This is a genomic window from Streptomyces sp. NPDC001617, from assembly GCF_053596855.1.
On sequence record NZ_JBSFHA010000010.1, the window covers coordinates 100,003 to 115,962 of the forward strand.

At 70.4% G+C, this 15,960-nt stretch carries 13 protein-coding genes and 1 tRNA gene; 5 read left to right on the forward strand and 9 right to left on the reverse strand.

Features of this window, described 5'->3' with window-relative positions; genetic code table 11:
• Positions 1–90: 90 nt before the first annotated feature.
• The 3 genes from ACWC09_RS10790 to ACWC09_RS10800 are packed head-to-tail and all read right to left on the reverse strand — an operon-like array spanning position 91 to position 5,179.
• Positions 91–2,223 carry an acetate--CoA ligase family protein gene (locus ACWC09_RS10790; protein WP_450850202.1) on the reverse strand — a complete coding sequence of 711 codons (2,133 nt, stop codon included), beginning with the start codon at positions 2,221–2,223 and terminating at the stop codon, positions 91–93.
• A gap of 4 nt (positions 2,224–2,227) precedes the next feature.
• A complete protein-coding gene (gene frc, locus ACWC09_RS10795; protein WP_450850203.1) occupies positions 2,228–3,487 on the reverse strand; it encodes a formyl-CoA transferase in 1,260 nt (419 codons plus the stop codon).
• A gap of 9 nt (positions 3,488–3,496) precedes the next feature.
• Entirely contained in the window at positions 3,497–5,179 is a 1,683-nt protein-coding gene (locus ACWC09_RS10800; protein WP_450850204.1) for a thiamine pyrophosphate-binding protein, read from the reverse strand.
• Between the two features lie 144 nt (positions 5,180–5,323).
• On the opposite strand from ACWC09_RS10800, the gene sucC reads away from it, so the two are divergent.
• Genes sucC through ACWC09_RS10815 form a run of 3 tightly spaced genes read left to right on the forward strand, consistent with a single transcriptional unit; the run spans position 5,324 to position 8,961 of the window.
• A complete protein-coding gene (sucC, locus tag ACWC09_RS10805; protein WP_450850205.1) occupies positions 5,324–6,454 on the forward strand; it encodes an ADP-forming succinate--CoA ligase subunit beta in 1,131 nt (376 codons plus the stop codon).
• An 11-nt stretch (positions 6,455–6,465) separates the two neighbouring features.
• On the forward strand, positions 6,466–7,365 hold the full coding sequence (gene sucD / locus ACWC09_RS10810) for a succinate--CoA ligase subunit alpha (RefSeq protein ID WP_450850206.1): 900 nt from the start codon (positions 6,466–6,468) through the stop codon (positions 7,363–7,365).
• A gap of 54 nt (positions 7,366–7,419) precedes the next feature.
• A complete protein-coding gene (locus ACWC09_RS10815) occupies positions 7,420–8,961 on the forward strand; it encodes an aldehyde dehydrogenase family protein (RefSeq protein WP_450850207.1) in 1,542 nt (513 codons plus the stop codon).
• Here the strand turns inward: ACWC09_RS10815 and ACWC09_RS10820 are convergent.
• Positions 8,951–9,898, reverse strand: coding sequence for an LLM class flavin-dependent oxidoreductase (locus ACWC09_RS10820; protein WP_450850208.1), 948 nt, complete (start codon positions 9,896–9,898; stop codon positions 8,951–8,953). The genes ACWC09_RS10815 and ACWC09_RS10820 overlap by 11 nt on opposite strands.
• A 60-nt stretch (positions 9,899–9,958) precedes the next feature.
• Here ACWC09_RS10820 and ACWC09_RS10825 point away from each other — a divergent pair, with 60 nt between their 5' ends.
• Both ACWC09_RS10825 and ACWC09_RS10830 read left to right on the forward strand, forming a co-directional pair.
• Positions 9,959–10,414 (forward strand): MarR family winged helix-turn-helix transcriptional regulator, encoded by a 456-nt coding sequence (locus ACWC09_RS10825; RefSeq protein ID WP_450850209.1) that lies wholly within the window; start codon positions 9,959–9,961, stop codon positions 10,412–10,414.
• 157 nt (positions 10,415–10,571) lie between these two features.
• Positions 10,572–10,656: transfer RNA gene (locus tag ACWC09_RS10830), tRNA-Leu, on the forward strand.
• Here the strand turns inward: ACWC09_RS10830 and ACWC09_RS10835 are convergent.
• The 5 genes from ACWC09_RS10835 to ACWC09_RS10855 form a co-directional block, all read right to left on the reverse strand.
• The gene (locus ACWC09_RS10835; RefSeq protein ID WP_450850210.1) at positions 10,621–11,307 is read right to left on the reverse strand and encodes a hypothetical protein; all 687 of its coding nucleotides are present in this window, start codon (positions 11,305–11,307) and stop codon (positions 10,621–10,623) included. The two genes, ACWC09_RS10830 and ACWC09_RS10835, sit on opposite strands and share 36 nt — an antisense overlap.
• Before the next feature lie 237 nt (positions 11,308–11,544).
• Positions 11,545–12,633: an NAD(P)-dependent alcohol dehydrogenase gene (locus ACWC09_RS10840; RefSeq protein WP_450850211.1), complete on the reverse strand. Its 1,089-nt coding sequence runs from the start codon at positions 12,631–12,633 to the stop codon at positions 11,545–11,547.
• Positions 12,634–12,802: 169 nt separating this feature from the next.
• Complete coding sequence (locus ACWC09_RS10845) at positions 12,803–14,275, reverse strand: aldehyde dehydrogenase (protein WP_450850212.1); 1,473 nt, start codon at positions 14,273–14,275, stop codon at positions 12,803–12,805.
• 72 nt (positions 14,276–14,347) lie between these two features.
• The gene (locus tag ACWC09_RS10850; RefSeq protein WP_450850213.1) at positions 14,348–14,764 is read right to left on the reverse strand and encodes a Zn-ribbon domain-containing OB-fold protein; all 417 of its coding nucleotides are present in this window, start codon (positions 14,762–14,764) and stop codon (positions 14,348–14,350) included.
• 12 nt (positions 14,765–14,776) lie between these two features.
• Entirely contained in the window at positions 14,777–15,958 is a 1,182-nt protein-coding gene (locus ACWC09_RS10855) for a thiolase family protein (protein WP_450850214.1), read from the reverse strand.
• Between the last annotated feature and the right edge of the window lie 2 nt (positions 15,959–15,960).

Sequence of the window (15,960 nt, forward strand, 5' to 3'; positions counted from 1 at the left end):
ACAACAGCCCCGCCGCCCGCGCCCAGCGGGCTGCGTCGTGCCCGGGGGGCAACCCCCGGACCCCCGGCCGACTCGGCTTGCGTGCCGGCATCACAACAGCCCCGCCGCCCGCGCCCAGCGGTACTTCGCGCCGAGCACCGCCACCGGTTTCTCGGTCGTGTACGGGTACGCCACAACTCCTCGCTCGTAGAGGTACTGGCAGGCCTCCTCGACCTCGACATCACCCGCGAGCGAGGCCACCACGGGCTTCTCGATACCGCGCTCCCGGAATTCGGCCACCACGCGCGCGGTGAGCTCCGCGAAGACCATCGGGGGAGTCACGATGGTGTGCCAGTAGCCGAGGACGAGCGCGTGGATGCGCGGATCCTCCAGACCGAGCCGGATCGTCGCCTCGTACGTCGACGGCGGCTCGCCCCCGGTGATGTCGACCGGGTTGCCCGCGGCCCCGAAAGGCGGGATGAACTTCCGGAACGCCTCGTCCAGGTCCGGCGGGATCTCCATCAGGGACAGCCCGTTGTCGGTCACCGCGTCCGACAGCAGTACGCCGCTGCCGCCGGCCCCGGTGATGATCACGACGTTGTCGCCCTTGGGGGCGGGAAGCACCGGCAAGGCGCGCGCGTACTCCAGCATTTCGTTCAGCCCGGGCGCCCGGATGACACCGGCCTGCCGAAGGATGTCGTCGTACACGGCGTCGTCGCCCGCGAGCGCCCCGGTGTGCGAGCCGGCCGCCTTCGCGCCCGCCGCCGTACGGCCCGCCTTCAGCACCACGACCGGCTTCTTCGGGACGGTCGCCCGCGCGGCCTCCACGAAGGCGCGCCCGTCCTTGAGGTCCTCCAGGTGCATCGCGATGCACTCGGTGTGCGGGTCCTCGCCGAACCAGGTCAGCAGGTCGTCCTCGTCCAGGTCCGACTTGTTGCCCAGGCCCACGATCGCCGACACACCTGTCTTCGTGGTGCGCGCGAAGCCCAGGATCGCCATCCCGATGCCACCGGACTGCGAGGTCAGCGCCACCCCGCCCTTGACGTCGTACGGCGTGCAGAACGTGGCGCACAGGTCCTGCCACGTCGAGTAGTAGCCGTAGATGTTCGGACCGAGGAGGCGGACGCCGTACCGCTCGGCGATCGCCACGATCTCCTCCTGGAGTTCGTGCTCGCCGGTCTCCGCGAAACCGGAGGGGATCAGCACGGCGTTCGGGATCTTCTTGCGTCCCACCTCCTCCAGCGCTGAGGCCACGAACTTGGCGGGGATCGCGAAGACCGCCACATCCACCTCACCGGGAACGTCCGTGACACTCTTGTACGCCTTGCGGCCCAGAATGTCATCGGCCTTGGGGTTCACCGGGTGGATCTCCCCGGCGAAGCCGCCGTCGATGAGGTTGCGCATCACCGAATTGCCGATCTTGCCCTGCTCGTTGGAGGCGCCGATGACGGTGACCGACGAAGGCTGCATCAGGCGGCGCATCGAGGTGAGGATCTCCTCGCGCGTGTACGTGCGGCGCGGCGGTGGCTGCTTCTCGGCGAGGATCACGCGGATGTCGGCGGCGACCGCTCCCTCCGGGGTCGCGATCACCGGGTTGAGGTCGACCTCCGCGATCTCCGGGAAGTCCGCGACCAGGTGGGACACCCGCCGGATCTGCTCGGCGATCGCCCACCGGTCCACGGCCGCGGCGCCGCGCACCCCGCGCAGGATCTCCGCCGACCGGATCGAGTCCAGCATGGACAGCGCCTCGTCGGCGCTCACGGGCGCCAGCCGGAACGTGACGTCCTTGAGGACCTCGACGAGCACCCCGCCGAGCCCGAAGGCGACCACCTTCCCGAAGGTCGGGTCCGTCACCGCGCCGACGATGACCTCCTGTCCCGTCGGCAGCAACTCCTGGACCTGCACACCCTCGATACGCGCATCCGCGTTGTACGCGCGCGCGTTGTCGATGATTTCGTGGAACGCGGCCCGTACGTCCGTCGCCCCCTCGACGCCGACGATCACCCCGCCTGCGTCGGTCTTGTGCAGGATGTCCGGCGAGACGATCTTCATCACCACGGGCCCGCCGAAACGCGCCGCGTACGCGACGGCCTCGTCGACGTCGGTCGCCAACTCCTCACCCGGTACGGCGATCCCGTACGCGTCGGCGATCACCTTGCCCTCGGGCGCGGTCAGCGCGGTCCGCCCCTCGGCCCGCACAGTGTCGAGGAGCGACCGCACCCGCAGCTCCCGGTCTTCCGCCATCACGTCAGATCACTCCGTTCGACTTGAGCAGGCGCAGCTCCTCGTCGCCGAGGCCGAGCTCGCCGATGTAGACCTCTTCGTTGTGCTCGCCGAGCAGCGGTGAACTGGTCACCTCGACGGGGGAGTCGGAGAGCTTGAGCGGGCTGCCGACCGTGGTGAACTCGCCGCGCTCGGGGTGCGGGACGGTGACGACCATCTCGTTGGCGACCAGCGAGTCGTCCTCGATGATCTCCTTGGTGGACAGGATCGGCCCGCACGGGATGTTGTGGGCGTTGAGCCGCTCCAGGACCTCCCACTTGGGCAGCGTCGAGGACCACTCCTCGATCAGCTGGAACATCTTGTTGAGCTTGGGGAGACGGGCCCCGGGCGTCGCCCACTCGGGGTCGTCCGCGAGCTCCGGCCGGCCGATGAGCTCGCTCAGCGGCTTCCAGCCGACGGGCTGCACGATGACGTACACGTAGTCGTTCGGGCCGCCCGGCGCGCACTTGACCGCCCAGCCGGGCTGGCCGCCGCCGGACGCGTTCCCGGACCTGGGAACTTCCGTCCCGAAGTCGTCGTTCGGATATTCAGCGAGCGGGCCGTGGGCCAGGCGCTGCTGGTCGCGCAGCTTCACCCGGCAGAGGTTGAGCACAGCGTGCTGCATGGCCACGTTCACCCGCTGACCGCGCCCGGTGTGCTCGCGCTGGAACAGCGCCGCGAGTATCCCCGCCACGGCGTGGACGCCCGTGCCCGAGTCCCCGATCTGGGCCCCCGTCGCCAGCGGCGGCCCGTCCTCGAAACCGGTGGTCGACATCGACCCGCCCATGGCCTGCGCGACGACCTCGTACGCCTTGAAGTTGGTGTACGGGCCCTCGCCGAACCCCTTGATGGAGGCATAGACGATCCGCGGATTGATCTCCTGGATGCGGTCCCAGGTGAAGCCCATGCGGTCGACCGCGCCCGGTCCGAAGTTCTCGACCATGACGTCGGAGCGCCGGATCAGCTCGGTGAGGATCTCCTTGCCGCGCTCGGTCTTGGTGTTGAGGGTGATGCTCCGCTTGTTGCAGTTGAGCATCGTGAAGTAGAGGGAGTCGACGTCCGGGAGGTCGCGCAGCTGCCCCCGCGTGATGTCACCGGTCGGCGCCTCCAGCTTGACGACGTCCGCGCCGAGCCAGGCCAGCAGCTGGGTCGCGGAGGGCCCGGACTGGACGTGGGTCATGTCGAGGACGCGGATGCCCGCGAGCGCCTTGGTCGGCTGGGAGGTCGAGATGGTCTCGGTGGTCACCAGGTCACCTCACTTGTACATGGTCTGGTTCATGGTTCCGGGGGCGTACGCGTCCGGGTCGACCCAGACGTTGATCAGCGACGGCTTGCCCGACTCGCGGGCGCGCCGGAGCGCGGGGCCGATGTCGGCGGGGTCGCGGACCTCCTCGCCGTAACCGCCCAGCATCTGGGCGAACTTGTCGTAGTGGACGTCGCCGAGGGTGTTGCCGACCCGCTCGCGCTCCAGGCCGTACTTCTGGGCCTGGCCGTAACGGATCTGGTTCATGGAGGAGTTGTTGCCGACGATGCCGACGAAGGGGAGGTCGTAGCGGACGAGGGTCTCGAAGTCCCAGCCGGTGAGGGAGAAGGCGCCGTCACCGAAGAGGGCCACCGCTTCCTTGTCGGGCCGCGCCTGCTTGGCCGCGAGCACGAAGGGGACGCCGACGCCGAGGGTGCCGAGCGGGCCCGGGTCCATCCAGTGCCCGGGGGACTTGGGCTGGACGACCTGCCCGGAGAAGGTGACGATGTCACCGCCGTCGCCGATGTAGATGGAGTCCTCGGTGAGGAAGTCGTTGATCTCGCTGACCAGGCGGTACGGGTGGATCGGTGAGGCGTCCGACTTCAGGCTCGGCAGCCGCTTCTCGAGGGCGGTCTGCTCGGCCGCGCGCAGTTCGTCGAGCCACTCCTTGCGCTTGGCGGCACCGCCGTCGATGCGCCCGGAGGCGGCCTCGGCGACCGACTTCAGCACGAGCCCCGCGTCGCCGACGATCCCGAGGTCGATGTCGCGGTTCTTGCCCACCGTGCGGTAGTCGAGGTCGATCTGCACCACGGTCGCGTCGGGGGAGAGCCGCTTGCCGTAGCCCATGCGGAAGTCGAAGGGCGTGCCGACTATGACGATGACGTCGGCGTGGGAGAAGGCGTAGCGGCGTGACAGCTGGAAGTGGTGGGGGTCGCCCGGTGGGAGGGTGCCGCGGCCGGCGCCGTTCATGTACGCCGGGACGTTGAGGGCGCGTACGAGCTCGATGGCGGCTTCGGTGCCGCGGGTCGTCCACACCTGGCTGCCCAGCAGGATGGCTGGCTTCTCCGCGTGCACCAGCAGGTCGGCGAGCTTCTCGACGGCCTCGGGGTCGCCGGCCGAGCGGGTCGAGGCGCGGTAGGCGCCCGCCTTCGGCACACGCGCCTTGCTCACCGGGACCTTGGCGTCGAGGACGTCGCGCGGGATCTCCAGGAAGGAGGGCCCGGGTGCGCCGTGGTAGCACTCGCGGAACGCCATGGACACCATGTCCGCCGCGCGGGCCGTGTCCGGGACGGCCGCCGCGAACTTGGTGATCGGCGTCATCATGTCGACGTGCGGCAGGTCCTGCAGGGACCCCATCTTGTGCTGGGTGAGGGCCCCTTGGCCGCCGATGAGCAGCATCGGGGACTCCGCGCGGAAGGCGTTGGCGACACCGGTGACGGCGTCGGTCGTCCCCGGGCCGGCGGTGACGACGGCGCAGCCGGGTTTGCCGGTGATGCGGGCGTAACCGTCGGCGGCGTGGGCGGCGACCTGTTCGTGTCGTACGTCGACGACCTCGATGCCCTCGTCGACGCAGCCGTCGTAGATGTCGATGATGTGGCCGCCGCACAACGTGTAGATGCGGTCGACCCCTTCGGCCTTCAGAGCCTTGGCGACGAGGTGACCGCCGGAAATCACGTCCTGGGTGTCGTCGGGCATGGCGAAGTCCTGTCCCTTCGTAGGGGGTGGGAACACTCTCGCGGTACATTGCATACAGTCGACGAATACTGTATGAAGCTTGTTATCCCGCATCCGGCGGGTGGTGTCCAGGGGGCGTGCGGCACTTTTGAGACAGGAGCCGGAATGGACCTGTACGAGCACCAGGCAAGGGAACTCTTCGAAGAACACGGCATTCCGGTGCCGAGGGCCGCGGTGACCGACGCACCCAAGAAGGCCCGTGAGATCGCCCGCGCACTCGGTGGGCGCGTGGTGGTGAAGGCCCAGGTCAAGACGGGTGGTCGGGGCAAGGCGGGCGGCGTGAGGTTCGCCGCCGACCCGGCCGCCGCGGAGCTCACCGCACGGCAGATCCTCGGCATGGACATCAAGGGCCACACGGTCGGCAAGGTGATGCTGGCCCAACCCGTGGACATCGAGACCGAGTTCTACGTCTCCTATGTACTCGACCGCGCGTCGGGCACCTTCCTCGCGATCGCGTCCGCCGAGGGCGGCATGGAGATCGAGGAGGTCGCCGCGAGCCGCCCAGAGGCCGTGGCCCGCGTCCCCATCGACCCGGCCGAGGGCGTCACCTCGGCGAAGGCGGGCGAGATCGCCGAGGCGGCGGGGCTTCCGCCGCAGACGGTCGACGTTCTCGTACGCCTGTGGGAGGTGCTCGTCCGCGAGGACGCGCTGCTGGTCGAGGTGAACCCGCTCGTGCGGACGAAACAGGGCCGGATCCTCGCGCTCGACGGCAAGGTCACCGTCGACGACAACGCCCGCTTCCGTCAGGCGCGTTGGGGCACGGAGGGCGTGGAGCACGACGACGCGCTGGAGGCGGCGGCCGCGGTCAAGGGCCTCAACTACGTGAAGCTGGACGGCGAGGTCGGCGTCATCGGCAACGGCGCGGGGCTCGTCATGTCGACCCTCGATGTGGTCGCCGGCTGCGGTGCCCGGCCCGCCAACTTCCTCGACATCGGCGGCGGGGCCTCCGCCCAGATCATGGCGGACGGCCTGTCCGTCATCCTCTCCGACCCGGCCGTGAAGTCGGTCTTCGTCAACGTCTTCGGCGGGATCACCGCCTGCGACGCGGTCGCCGACGGCATCGTGCAGGCCCTGGACTCCGTGCAGTTGACCAAGCCGCTGGTCGTGCGGCTCGACGGCAACAACGCGGCCCGCGGCCGCGCCATCCTCGACGGCCGTGCGCACCCCCTGGTCCAGCAGGCCACCACCATGGACGGCGCCGCCCGCCGTGCCGCCCGACTCGCCACCGCCGGCTGAAGGAGCCCGACATGGCCATCTATCTCACCAAGGAGAGCAAGGTCCTCGTCCAGGGCATGACCGGCGGCGAGGGCATGAAGCACACCCGGCGGATGCTCGCGGCCGGCACGAACGTCGTCGGCGGCGTCAACCCGCGCAAGGCGGGCGCCACGGTGGACTTCAACGACCGTGCCGTTCCCGTGTTCGGGTCGGTCGCCGAGGGCATCCACGCGACCGGCGCCGACGTCACCGTCGTCTTCGTCCCGCCCGCCTTCGCGAAGGCGGCCGTCATCGAGGCAGCCGACGCCCGCATCGGCCTCGCGGTCGTCATCACCGAGGGCATCCCCGTCCACGACTCCGTCGCCTTCACGGCGTACGCGAAGGCGAAGGGCACCCGGATCGTCGGTCCCAACTGCCCGGGCCTGATCACCCCGGGCCACTCCAATGCGGGCATCATCCCCGCCGACATCACCAAGCCGGGCCGCATCGGCCTCGTGTCCAAGTCGGGCACGCTCACCTACCAACTCATGTACGAACTCCGCGACATCGGCTTCTCGACGTGCGTCGGCATCGGCGGCGACCCCGTCGTCGGCACCACGCACATCGACTGCCTTGCCGCCTACCAGGACGACCCGGACACCGAACTGATCGTCCTCATCGGGGAGATCGGCGGCGACGCGGAGGAACGCGCGGCGGCGTACATCCGCGAGCACGTCACCAAGCCGGTGGTCGGCTACATCGCCGGGTTCACCGCCCCCGAGGGCAGGACGATGGGGCATGCGGGCGCGATCGTGTCCGGTTCGTCCGGGACCGCGCAGGCGAAGAAGGAGGCGCTGGAGGCGGCCGGGGTGCGTGTGGGAAGCACACCGACCGAGACGGCGAAACTTGTGCTCGCCCGTCTCGAAGAGCAGCGGTCGGTCACTCATAGTTGACATGAGCCATGCATCCCCCGCCCCCGACTGTGCACCGAGAGCGGAGAAACCCGAATGGCAACCACCCTCACCCTCAAATCAGGCACGTCCTGGACCGACGCCTGGCAGCGCTGCCTGACCGTCGCCCCGGAGGCCTTCCGCGACGACCGTGTCCTCAACCTCTGGAACTCCGCCTGGCAGGCCGACGGCCGGGCCCTGCCCGCCACCAGCCCCGTCGACGGCAGTCCCATCGCCGGCCCGCCCCGCCTCGACAGCGCCACCGCGCACCAGGCCGTCCGCGCCTCGCTCGACCAGCACCGCGCCTGGCGGCACATCCCCCTCGATGAACGCCGTGCGCGCGTCGCGGCCACCCTCGACGCCCTCACCGAACACCGTGAACTGCTCGCCCTGTTGCTCGTCTGGGAGATCGGCAAGCCCTGGCGGCTCGCGCAGGCGGACGTCGACCGGGCCATCGACGGCGTGCGCTGGTACGTCGACGGCATCGCCCCGATGCTCGCCGGCCGGGCCCCGTTGGACGGCCCGGTGTCCAACATCGCGAGCTGGAACTATCCGATGAGCGTGCTCGTTCACGCAATGCTGGTACAGGCACTGGCCGGCAACGCGGTGATCGCCAAGACCCCGACCGACGGCGGCCTCGCGTGTCTGACCCTGGCCTGTGCGCTCGCCGCCCGCGAGGGGATTCCCGCCACCCTCGTCAGCGGCAGCGGAGGCGAGCTGTCGGGGGCGCTGGTGCGGGCGCCCGAGATCGGCTGTGTCTCCTTCGTCGGCGGACGGGACACCGGCGCCGCGGTGGCCACGGCCGTCGCCGACCTGGGCAAGCGACATGTACTGGAACAGGAGGGACTCAACACCTGGGGCATCTGGAACCACTCGGACTGGGACGGGCTCACAGCGGTGATCCCCAAGCTCTTCGACTACGGCAAGCAGCGCTGCACGGCGTACCCGCGCTTCGTCGTCCAACGGCAGCTGTTCGACGAGTTCCTGGCGGCCTACCTCCCGGCGGTGCGCATGCTCAGGGTCGGCCACCCGCTCGCCGTCGAGCAGCCCGAAGACCCGTTTCCCGCGCTGGACTTCGGGCCGGTCATCAACGCGGCCAAGGCCAAGGAACTGCACGACCAGGTCGCCGAGGCCATCGACCGTGGCGCCGTCCCGCTGCACCGCGGCAGCGAGGCCAACGCCCGCTTCCTGCCCGGTCAGGACACCTCGGCGTACGTCCACCCGGTCACGCTGCTGGGCCCGCCGCCGTCCTCACCGCTGCACCACGCGGAGCCGTTCGGCCCGGTCGACACCATCGTCCTGGTCGACACGGAGGCGGAGCTGCTCGCCGCCATGAACGCCTCCAACGGCGCACTGGTGGCCACCCTGTCCACGGACGACCGGGCCACCTTCGACCGGCTGGCCCCGCAGATCCGCGCGTTCAAGGTCGGCCACGGCAAACCCCGCTCCCGCGGCGACCGAGACGAACTGTTCGGCGGCTTCGGCGCGTCCTGGCGCGGGGCGTTCGTCGGCGGCGAACTGCTTGTGCGTGCCGTGACACAGGGCCCGGCGGCGGAACGGCTGCCCGGGAACTTCCCGGACTACCACCTCATGCCGTGACAGGCGGCCGGGTGGCGTCCCCCGTTTCCGTGTCCTGTGGGCGCCACCCGGCGATCACCTGGTCCGCCAACCACCGCACCACCCCGCGCGGATACGGCCGAGGCAGGCTCAGTACGACATGATTCACCCCGGCGTCGACCAGCGCGGCCACCGTCGCCCGCGTCGCCGCCGGGTCGTCGTAGGACACCAGTACCTGCACGGAGCGCGTGATCTCGCGTGGATCGCGCCCGAGTTCGGCGCAGTGCGCGTCCAGCACCCGGCCGCGCTCGGCGACGAAGTCCACGCTGTTGTGGGGCGGACCGGGCACGTTCCACATGTCGGCGTGCTCGGCGACCAGCCGCAGCAGCCGGGTGCCCCAGCCGCCGATCAGCAGGGGAGGGCCGGGCCGCTGCACCGGCTTGGGCTCGTTCCGTACGCCCTTGAGCAGGTAGTGGCGACCCTCGAAGTCGAAGACGTCCTCCGTCCACATCCGCTTCAGGATCCCGACGGTCTCCGCCAGCCGCGCGATGCCCTCGGCCGGGGGCACCAGCGTCAGCCCGTACGCCGCGTACTCGGCGACGGCCGGATTCGCGCCCGGAACACCGCCCGCGCCCGGCGGCTGATGCGTGCCGCCGACCCCCAGCCCCATCACCAGCCGCCCGCCGGAGACCACGTCCACCGTGGACGCCATCTTGCCCAGCACCGCCGGCGGGCGGATCCGGTTGCTCGTCACCAGCAGCCCGAGCCGTAGCCGCTCGGTCTGCGCGGCCAGCGCGGAGAGCAGGGTCCAGCCCTCGAATATCTGACCGTCCTCGGGCCCGGCGACCGGCAGCAGGTGATCCCACAGCCAGGCGTCCTCGATCTCCGGCACCGTGTCGGCCTCCAGCCAGACGCGGCGGATGTCCTCGTACGGCACATGCATCGGGGTGGTCTTGATACCGAAGCGCACAGTCGTCATATTCGTCAGTCTACTAAATCATCAGTGCTGCTGATGATTTACCGCCATTACAGTCGGGTCATGGCGACCGACGACCCGAGACCCGCACCCCTCGAATCCCGGCTCGGCTACCTCCTGAAGCACGCCCAGGCCCGTCTGGCCCGGGCCTCCGCCGAGGCGCTGGCGCCGTACGGCGTGGACGGTCATGAGCTGGCCGTACTGGTGGTGCTCTCCGGTGACGCATCGTTGTCGCAGGTCGAGGCGGCCGCGCGGCTCGGGGTGGACCGGACGACGATGGTGTCGCTCATCGACGGCCTGGAGGACCACGGGCTGGTGGAGCGCCGGCGCAGTCCACGGGACCGGCGCAAGAACATCGTCGAGCTCACGCCCGCGGGCGAGGAGTGTCTTCGGCAGGGGGAGAAGGCCCGTCGGTCCGCCGAGCGCCGCTTCCTCGCCCCACTGGACGAGGCGACAGCGGCGACGCTCGTCCACGCTCTGCAGCTGCTGCTGACGGACGAATCCGGCCAGGGGGCGTAGTCGCCCGCTCACCTCCGGTGATGCGCTCGGTGGCCGGTCGCGGCCGTCCGGGGCCGGCGCCCAGCGCACGGATATGCAGGTGAAAGGCGCTCCGAAACCTTGGTATTGTTGTCCATGTCGCCCCCGGGAACACCTCCGGCCAGGCGGCAGACACCTGGTCCGGGTGGCGGAATGGCAGACGCGCTAGCTTGAGGTGCTAGTGCCCTTTAACGGGCGTGGGGGTTCAAGTCCCCCCTCGGACACAACGACTGACGATACGCAGATGAGGGCCTCGACCTTACGGTCGCGGTCCTCGTTGCGTCTTCGTAGCTGATGGTGATGCCGAGGGCTTCGTAGAGCGGGCCTTTCTCCTCAATGCCGGCTGTGCGGATGCACTGTGCGACGCCTCCAAGACTCTCAGTGATCGCGCGGATCTGCTGGGCGTCGAGCGGGGGTTCCTTCTTGCGGGTGAGGGCGGGGAGCGCGTCGAGTTTCTTGCGCGCCGCCTCCTTGTCTGTCTGCGCCTGGTTGATCCATTGGGTGACGACGGCGGGGTCGGCTCCGGCTTCGAGGGCGGCCTGGTAGCGGGCGAGGCGGCGTTCGCAGTCCTTGAGCGCCTGGCGGGCTTGGGCCTGCTCGGGTGTGTGCGTCTCCGCGGCGCTTGCCGCGGCGCTCGCGTGGGTCAGTGCCTCGATGGTGGCGGGCTGCATCCTGCGCCCGCACAGCGTGCATCGGATCCGTCCGCGGAGGGCGTAGGGGCGTGCCCCTTGATTTCCGGCGCGTTCCTGCCGTCCGTGGTTGCGGGCACGCTGTCCGCGGAGGGTTTGGACGGTGTCGAACCGGGTGGGGCTGATGATGGCTTCGTGGGCGGGTTCGTTGGAGCGGATCCACTGCTCGGCGGGGTTGTGGGTCATGCGGGTTGTGTGGCCGAGGGTGACGTCGTCGATGTCGAGGAGAGGTTCTTCCTTGCGTTGCTTGTTCCAGACCTCGTGGCCGGCTCAGGGGCTGGTGGAGCAGGCTCTGTGGCCGGAACGCGCGTCAACGATGGGCGTGCCTGCGGATTCCCTCGTTCGCGGACCGCCGGTCCCGGTCCCCGGTCCCTCGGAAGGGAAACGGAGACCGGGAAACCGGGACCGGGAACAGGAACGGTGTCAGAAGACGAGCACTGGCTTGATGGCCGTCCCCGACCGGGTGTCGTCGACCGCGCGGTTGATCTCCGCGAAGGGGTAGAAGCTGATGAGTTCCTCCACGGGGAGCTGCCCAGCGGCACGCATCTCCAGCAGCCTCGGCAGGAAGTCGTGGGGCACGGCGTCACCCTCGATGCTGCCGCGCAGCGACTTGCCGCCCGAGATCATGTCCTGCACGTCGACAGTCACGTCCGGGGCTCCGATGCCGACCACCACCAGTGTTCCCCCGCCGCCGAGCGCCTTGACGCCGCCCGAGATGACGGCGGGTTTCGCCGTCGTGTCGAGGGCGTGGGTCGCGCCACCCCGGGTGAACTCCCGCACCGCTTCCACGGGGTCGCCGTCCGCGGGGTCGATCACGGCTGTGGCGCCCAGCTTCAGCGCGAGCTCCCGCCGGGCGGGCACCGGGTCGACGGCGACGATGGCCGTGGCTCCGGTGGTCGCGGCGGCCATCAGTGCCGCCAGTCCGACACCGCCGGCCCCGTAGACCACGAACCGGCTGCCGTCGCCCGGTCTCAGTACGTTGAGCACGGCTCCGGCGCCGGTCTGGATGCCGCAGCCCAGCGGGGCCGCGGTACGCAGGTCGACGTCGTCCGGCACGACGACGGTGTTCTGCGGTGTGGTGATCACATGGCTGGCGAAGCTGGACTGGCCGAAGAAGGAGCCGAGGACCGGCGTACCGTCCTTGGTCAGCGCGGTCGATCCATCGGGCCGGGTGCCGCCGGTGTTGAGCACCCGGAAGCTGTCGCAGTAGCCGGGCCGCCCCGCGGCGCACGGCAGGCAGGTGCCGCAGGAGTTGAAGCTGAGCAGTACCTGGTCGCCGGGCCGCACACCGGTGACGTCCCGGCCGACCTCCTCCACCACGCCGGCGCCCTCGTGTCCGAGGACGTACGCCAGACCGTCCGGCAGCATCCCCTTGACGGTGAGGTCGGTGTGGCACACGCCGGTCGCCACCAGGCGGACCAGGACCTCTCCGTCCCGGGGGCCGTCGAGGTTCAGCTCTTCGATCGCGAAAGGCTCCTGCGGTCCGTGCGACACCGCGGCTGTGATCTTCATGGGTGCTCCTGCTGTACGGAAGGGGAAGGCGGCCCCGCGGCTCGGGCCGCGGTGTCCGGGACGGAGGTCGCCCGCGGACGGCCACGGGACAGAGGTGGCCAGGGCGGCCAACGGGAGGAGGCGGACAGGGCGGCCGAGGGGAGGAGGCGGCTGGTGCCGAGGAGGCCCCCTAGGCGACGGAGGGGACGAAGACCGACCGCGTCTTCAGATACGCGGCAAGGCCCTCGGGGCCGAACTCCTTGCCGATGCCGCTGGCCTTCCAGCCGCCGAACGGCGAACCGGGGTCGAGCGTCCACATGTTGACGCCGATGCTGCCGGTCTCGATACGGCTCGCCACGGAGAGCGCGTGTGCGGAGTCCGTACTCCACACGCTGCCGGCGAGCCCGTAGTCGGAGTCGTTGGCGATGGCGATGGCCTCGTCCTCGGTGTCGTACGGGATCACGCAGATCACGGGGCCGAAGATCTCCTCCCGGGCCACGGTCATGGTGTTGGCGACACCGGCGAAGACGGTGGGCTCGACGAACCAGCCCCGGTCCAGGCCGCTCGGGCGGCCGCCGCCGGTCACCACCCGCGCCCCCTCGGTCCGGCCGACGGTGATGTACGACTCCACGCGCTGCCGCTGCCGGTCGCTGACGAGCGGGCCCATCGTGGTGTCCGCGTCCAGGGGATTGCCGAGCTTGAAGGACTGCGCGAGCTGGGCGAGGCCGTCGACGACCTCGTCGTAGCGCTCCCGCGGCGCCAGCACCCGGGAGTTGAGGAAGCACGACTGGCCGTTGTTGGCGAAGGACAGGAAGGCGAGAGCAGGCAGCACCTGGGAGAGGTCCGCGTCCGGCAGCACCACGGCGGCCGACTTCCCGCCGAGTTCCAGCGTGACGGGTTTGAGGGCCTCGCCGCAGAGGGCACCGATGGCACGCCCCGCCGCCGTCGAGCCGGTGAAGGCGACCTTGTCGACGCCCGGGTGGCGGACCAGGGCCTCGCCGATGTCCCGGCCGCCGGTCACCAGGTTGACGACACCGGCGGGCAGGCCGGCCGCGTGCACCGCCTCCATCAGATACCTGGTGTCCAGCGAGGTCTCCGGCGCCGGCTTGAGCACCACGGTGCAGCCGGCCGCCAGCGCCGGGGCCAGCTTCATGGCGGTGAGGCCCAGCGGGTAGTTCCACGGCACGATGAGCGCCACCACACCCACCGGTTCCCGCTGGATGCGCACTTCGCCCGGGAACGCCAGCGCCGAGCGCCTCTCGTCGTCGAAGCCGGCACGGGCCAGCGACGCGTAGTACCGCAGCGTGCCCGCCACCGAATCGACCTCGGACATCCGGGACAACATCAGAGGCATGCCGTTCTGCCGGGAGACCGTCTCGCTGATCTCCTTGCCGCGCCGCTCCACCTCCTGGGCCAGCCGCTCCATCAGCGCGGCGCGCTCGGCCGGGTCGGTGGCCGCCCAGCCGGACCGGGCCCGCCGGGCGGCGTCGACGGCGCGCTCGACGTCCTTGGCGGAGGACTCGGGGATGTGCCCCAGCAGTTGCTCGGTGGCGGCTTCGACGACGGGGATGGTGGCGGACGACAGCGGGTGCGTGAACTCGCCGTCGATGTAGAGGAGAAAGTCGGAGCTTCCGCCTGCGGTGATGCCTTCGTTGTCGGACATGCGTGCTCCTGGCGTGGGCGGGAGGGAGAGGAGGGGCGGACGAGAGACGGAGGAGGAGCGGAGGAGGAGGGCCTACGCGGGCACGGTGTCCGGTGCCAGTCGGAAGACAGGTATCGCTTCCCCGCCTTCGGGGCGTTCGAATTCCACGGTCACCCGTATGCCGGTGCGTACCTCCTGCGGGGCGGTGGTGATGACCTGTGAGTGCAGCCAGGGGCCTTCGTCGAGTTCGACGACGACCACGGCGGTGACCGGAGCGGGCCCGCCGTCGCGCGGCGGGCGACCGTGGACCAGCGTCCAGGAGGCGATCGTCCCGGTGCCCTCGGCCGGGACCCGGTCGAGGGCCGCCGAGCCGCAGGCCGGACAGGTTTCGCAGCGCGGCGCGCTGTGGTGGCCGCAGTCGGCGCAGCGGCGGATCAGCAGCTCGCCCCTGGCCGTACCGTCGAAGAACTCCGCCGTGGCGGGGTCCCGTTGCATGATGCCGACCGTCATCGCGGTCTCCCTTCAGCTGTGCGGGTGGGGGCTGAGGACGAGCGTCGAGTGGTGGTCGAGGACGCCGCCGTTGCCGCTGACAAGGACGAGGTCGTTCTTGGCCACCTGGCGCTCGCCGCCCTGTCCGCGGGCCTGGATGACGGCCTCGGAGAGCGGGGTCATGCCCCACATGTAGTACGAGGACAGCTCGCCGCCCCCGGTGTTGAGCGGGAACGAGCCCTCGGGGCCCAGCACCCCGCTGGAGACGAAGGCGCCGCCCTCTCCCTTGGCGCAGAAGCCGTAGTCCTCGAGGGTGATGAGGACGGTGTACGTGTAGCAGTCGTAGATCTCCGCGATGTCGATGTCGGCCGGGCCGACCCCGGCCATCTTCATCGCCGCGGGCCCGGCTGTGGCCGCCCCGCTGACCAGTCCGAAGTCGGTGCCCCGGCCCATCTCGTAGCCCGGGTGCGCCTGTCCCCAGCCGAGCACGTGCACGGCCGGCTGCCGCAGGCCGGCGGCCCGGTCGGCCGAGGTGACGATGACGGCGGCCCCTCCGTTGCTGACCAGGCAGCAGTCCAGCAGGCGGAACGGGTCGGAGATCATGCGGGAGTTCTGGTGGTCCTCGACGGTGATCGGCTCACGCAGCTGTGCCAGCGGGTTCTTCGCCGCCCAGGCGCGCTGGGCCACCGCGATATGGGCGAACTGTTCGCTGGTCGTACCGTAGGTGTCCATGTGCCGCCGGGCGGCCAGCGCGTACATCGGGTTGGCACCGGCGAGGCCGCTGGCGAAGTCCAGCAGCTGCCAACCGGTGAACTTCAGGCCGGAGCTGTACACGGCCCCGGCCGAGCCCTTCTCCCGCAGCGGCGCGTCCGCGAAGACGCAGGCCACGGTGTCGACCATGCCGGACTGGACGGCCATGGACGCGTACTGCACCATCGCGCCGGCCGTCGACCCGTACGCCTGGACCTCCGACAGCATGCGCAGGTCCCGCAGTCCGAGCTCGCGCTGGAGGGTCAGTCCTACTCCTCCGCCGACTCCGTTGCTGAACAGCAGGCCATCGATGTCGGACAGCCGCAGTCCGGCGTCCTGGGCCGCGCGCCGCACGGCGTCGGCGGCGAATTCGGCGGGGGAGCGGCCGTACACCTTGCCCATCTCGGTGAGACCGAGGCCGGCGATCACCGGTCGGCGCGATCCGGCTCCTGACGTGCCGTTCACGT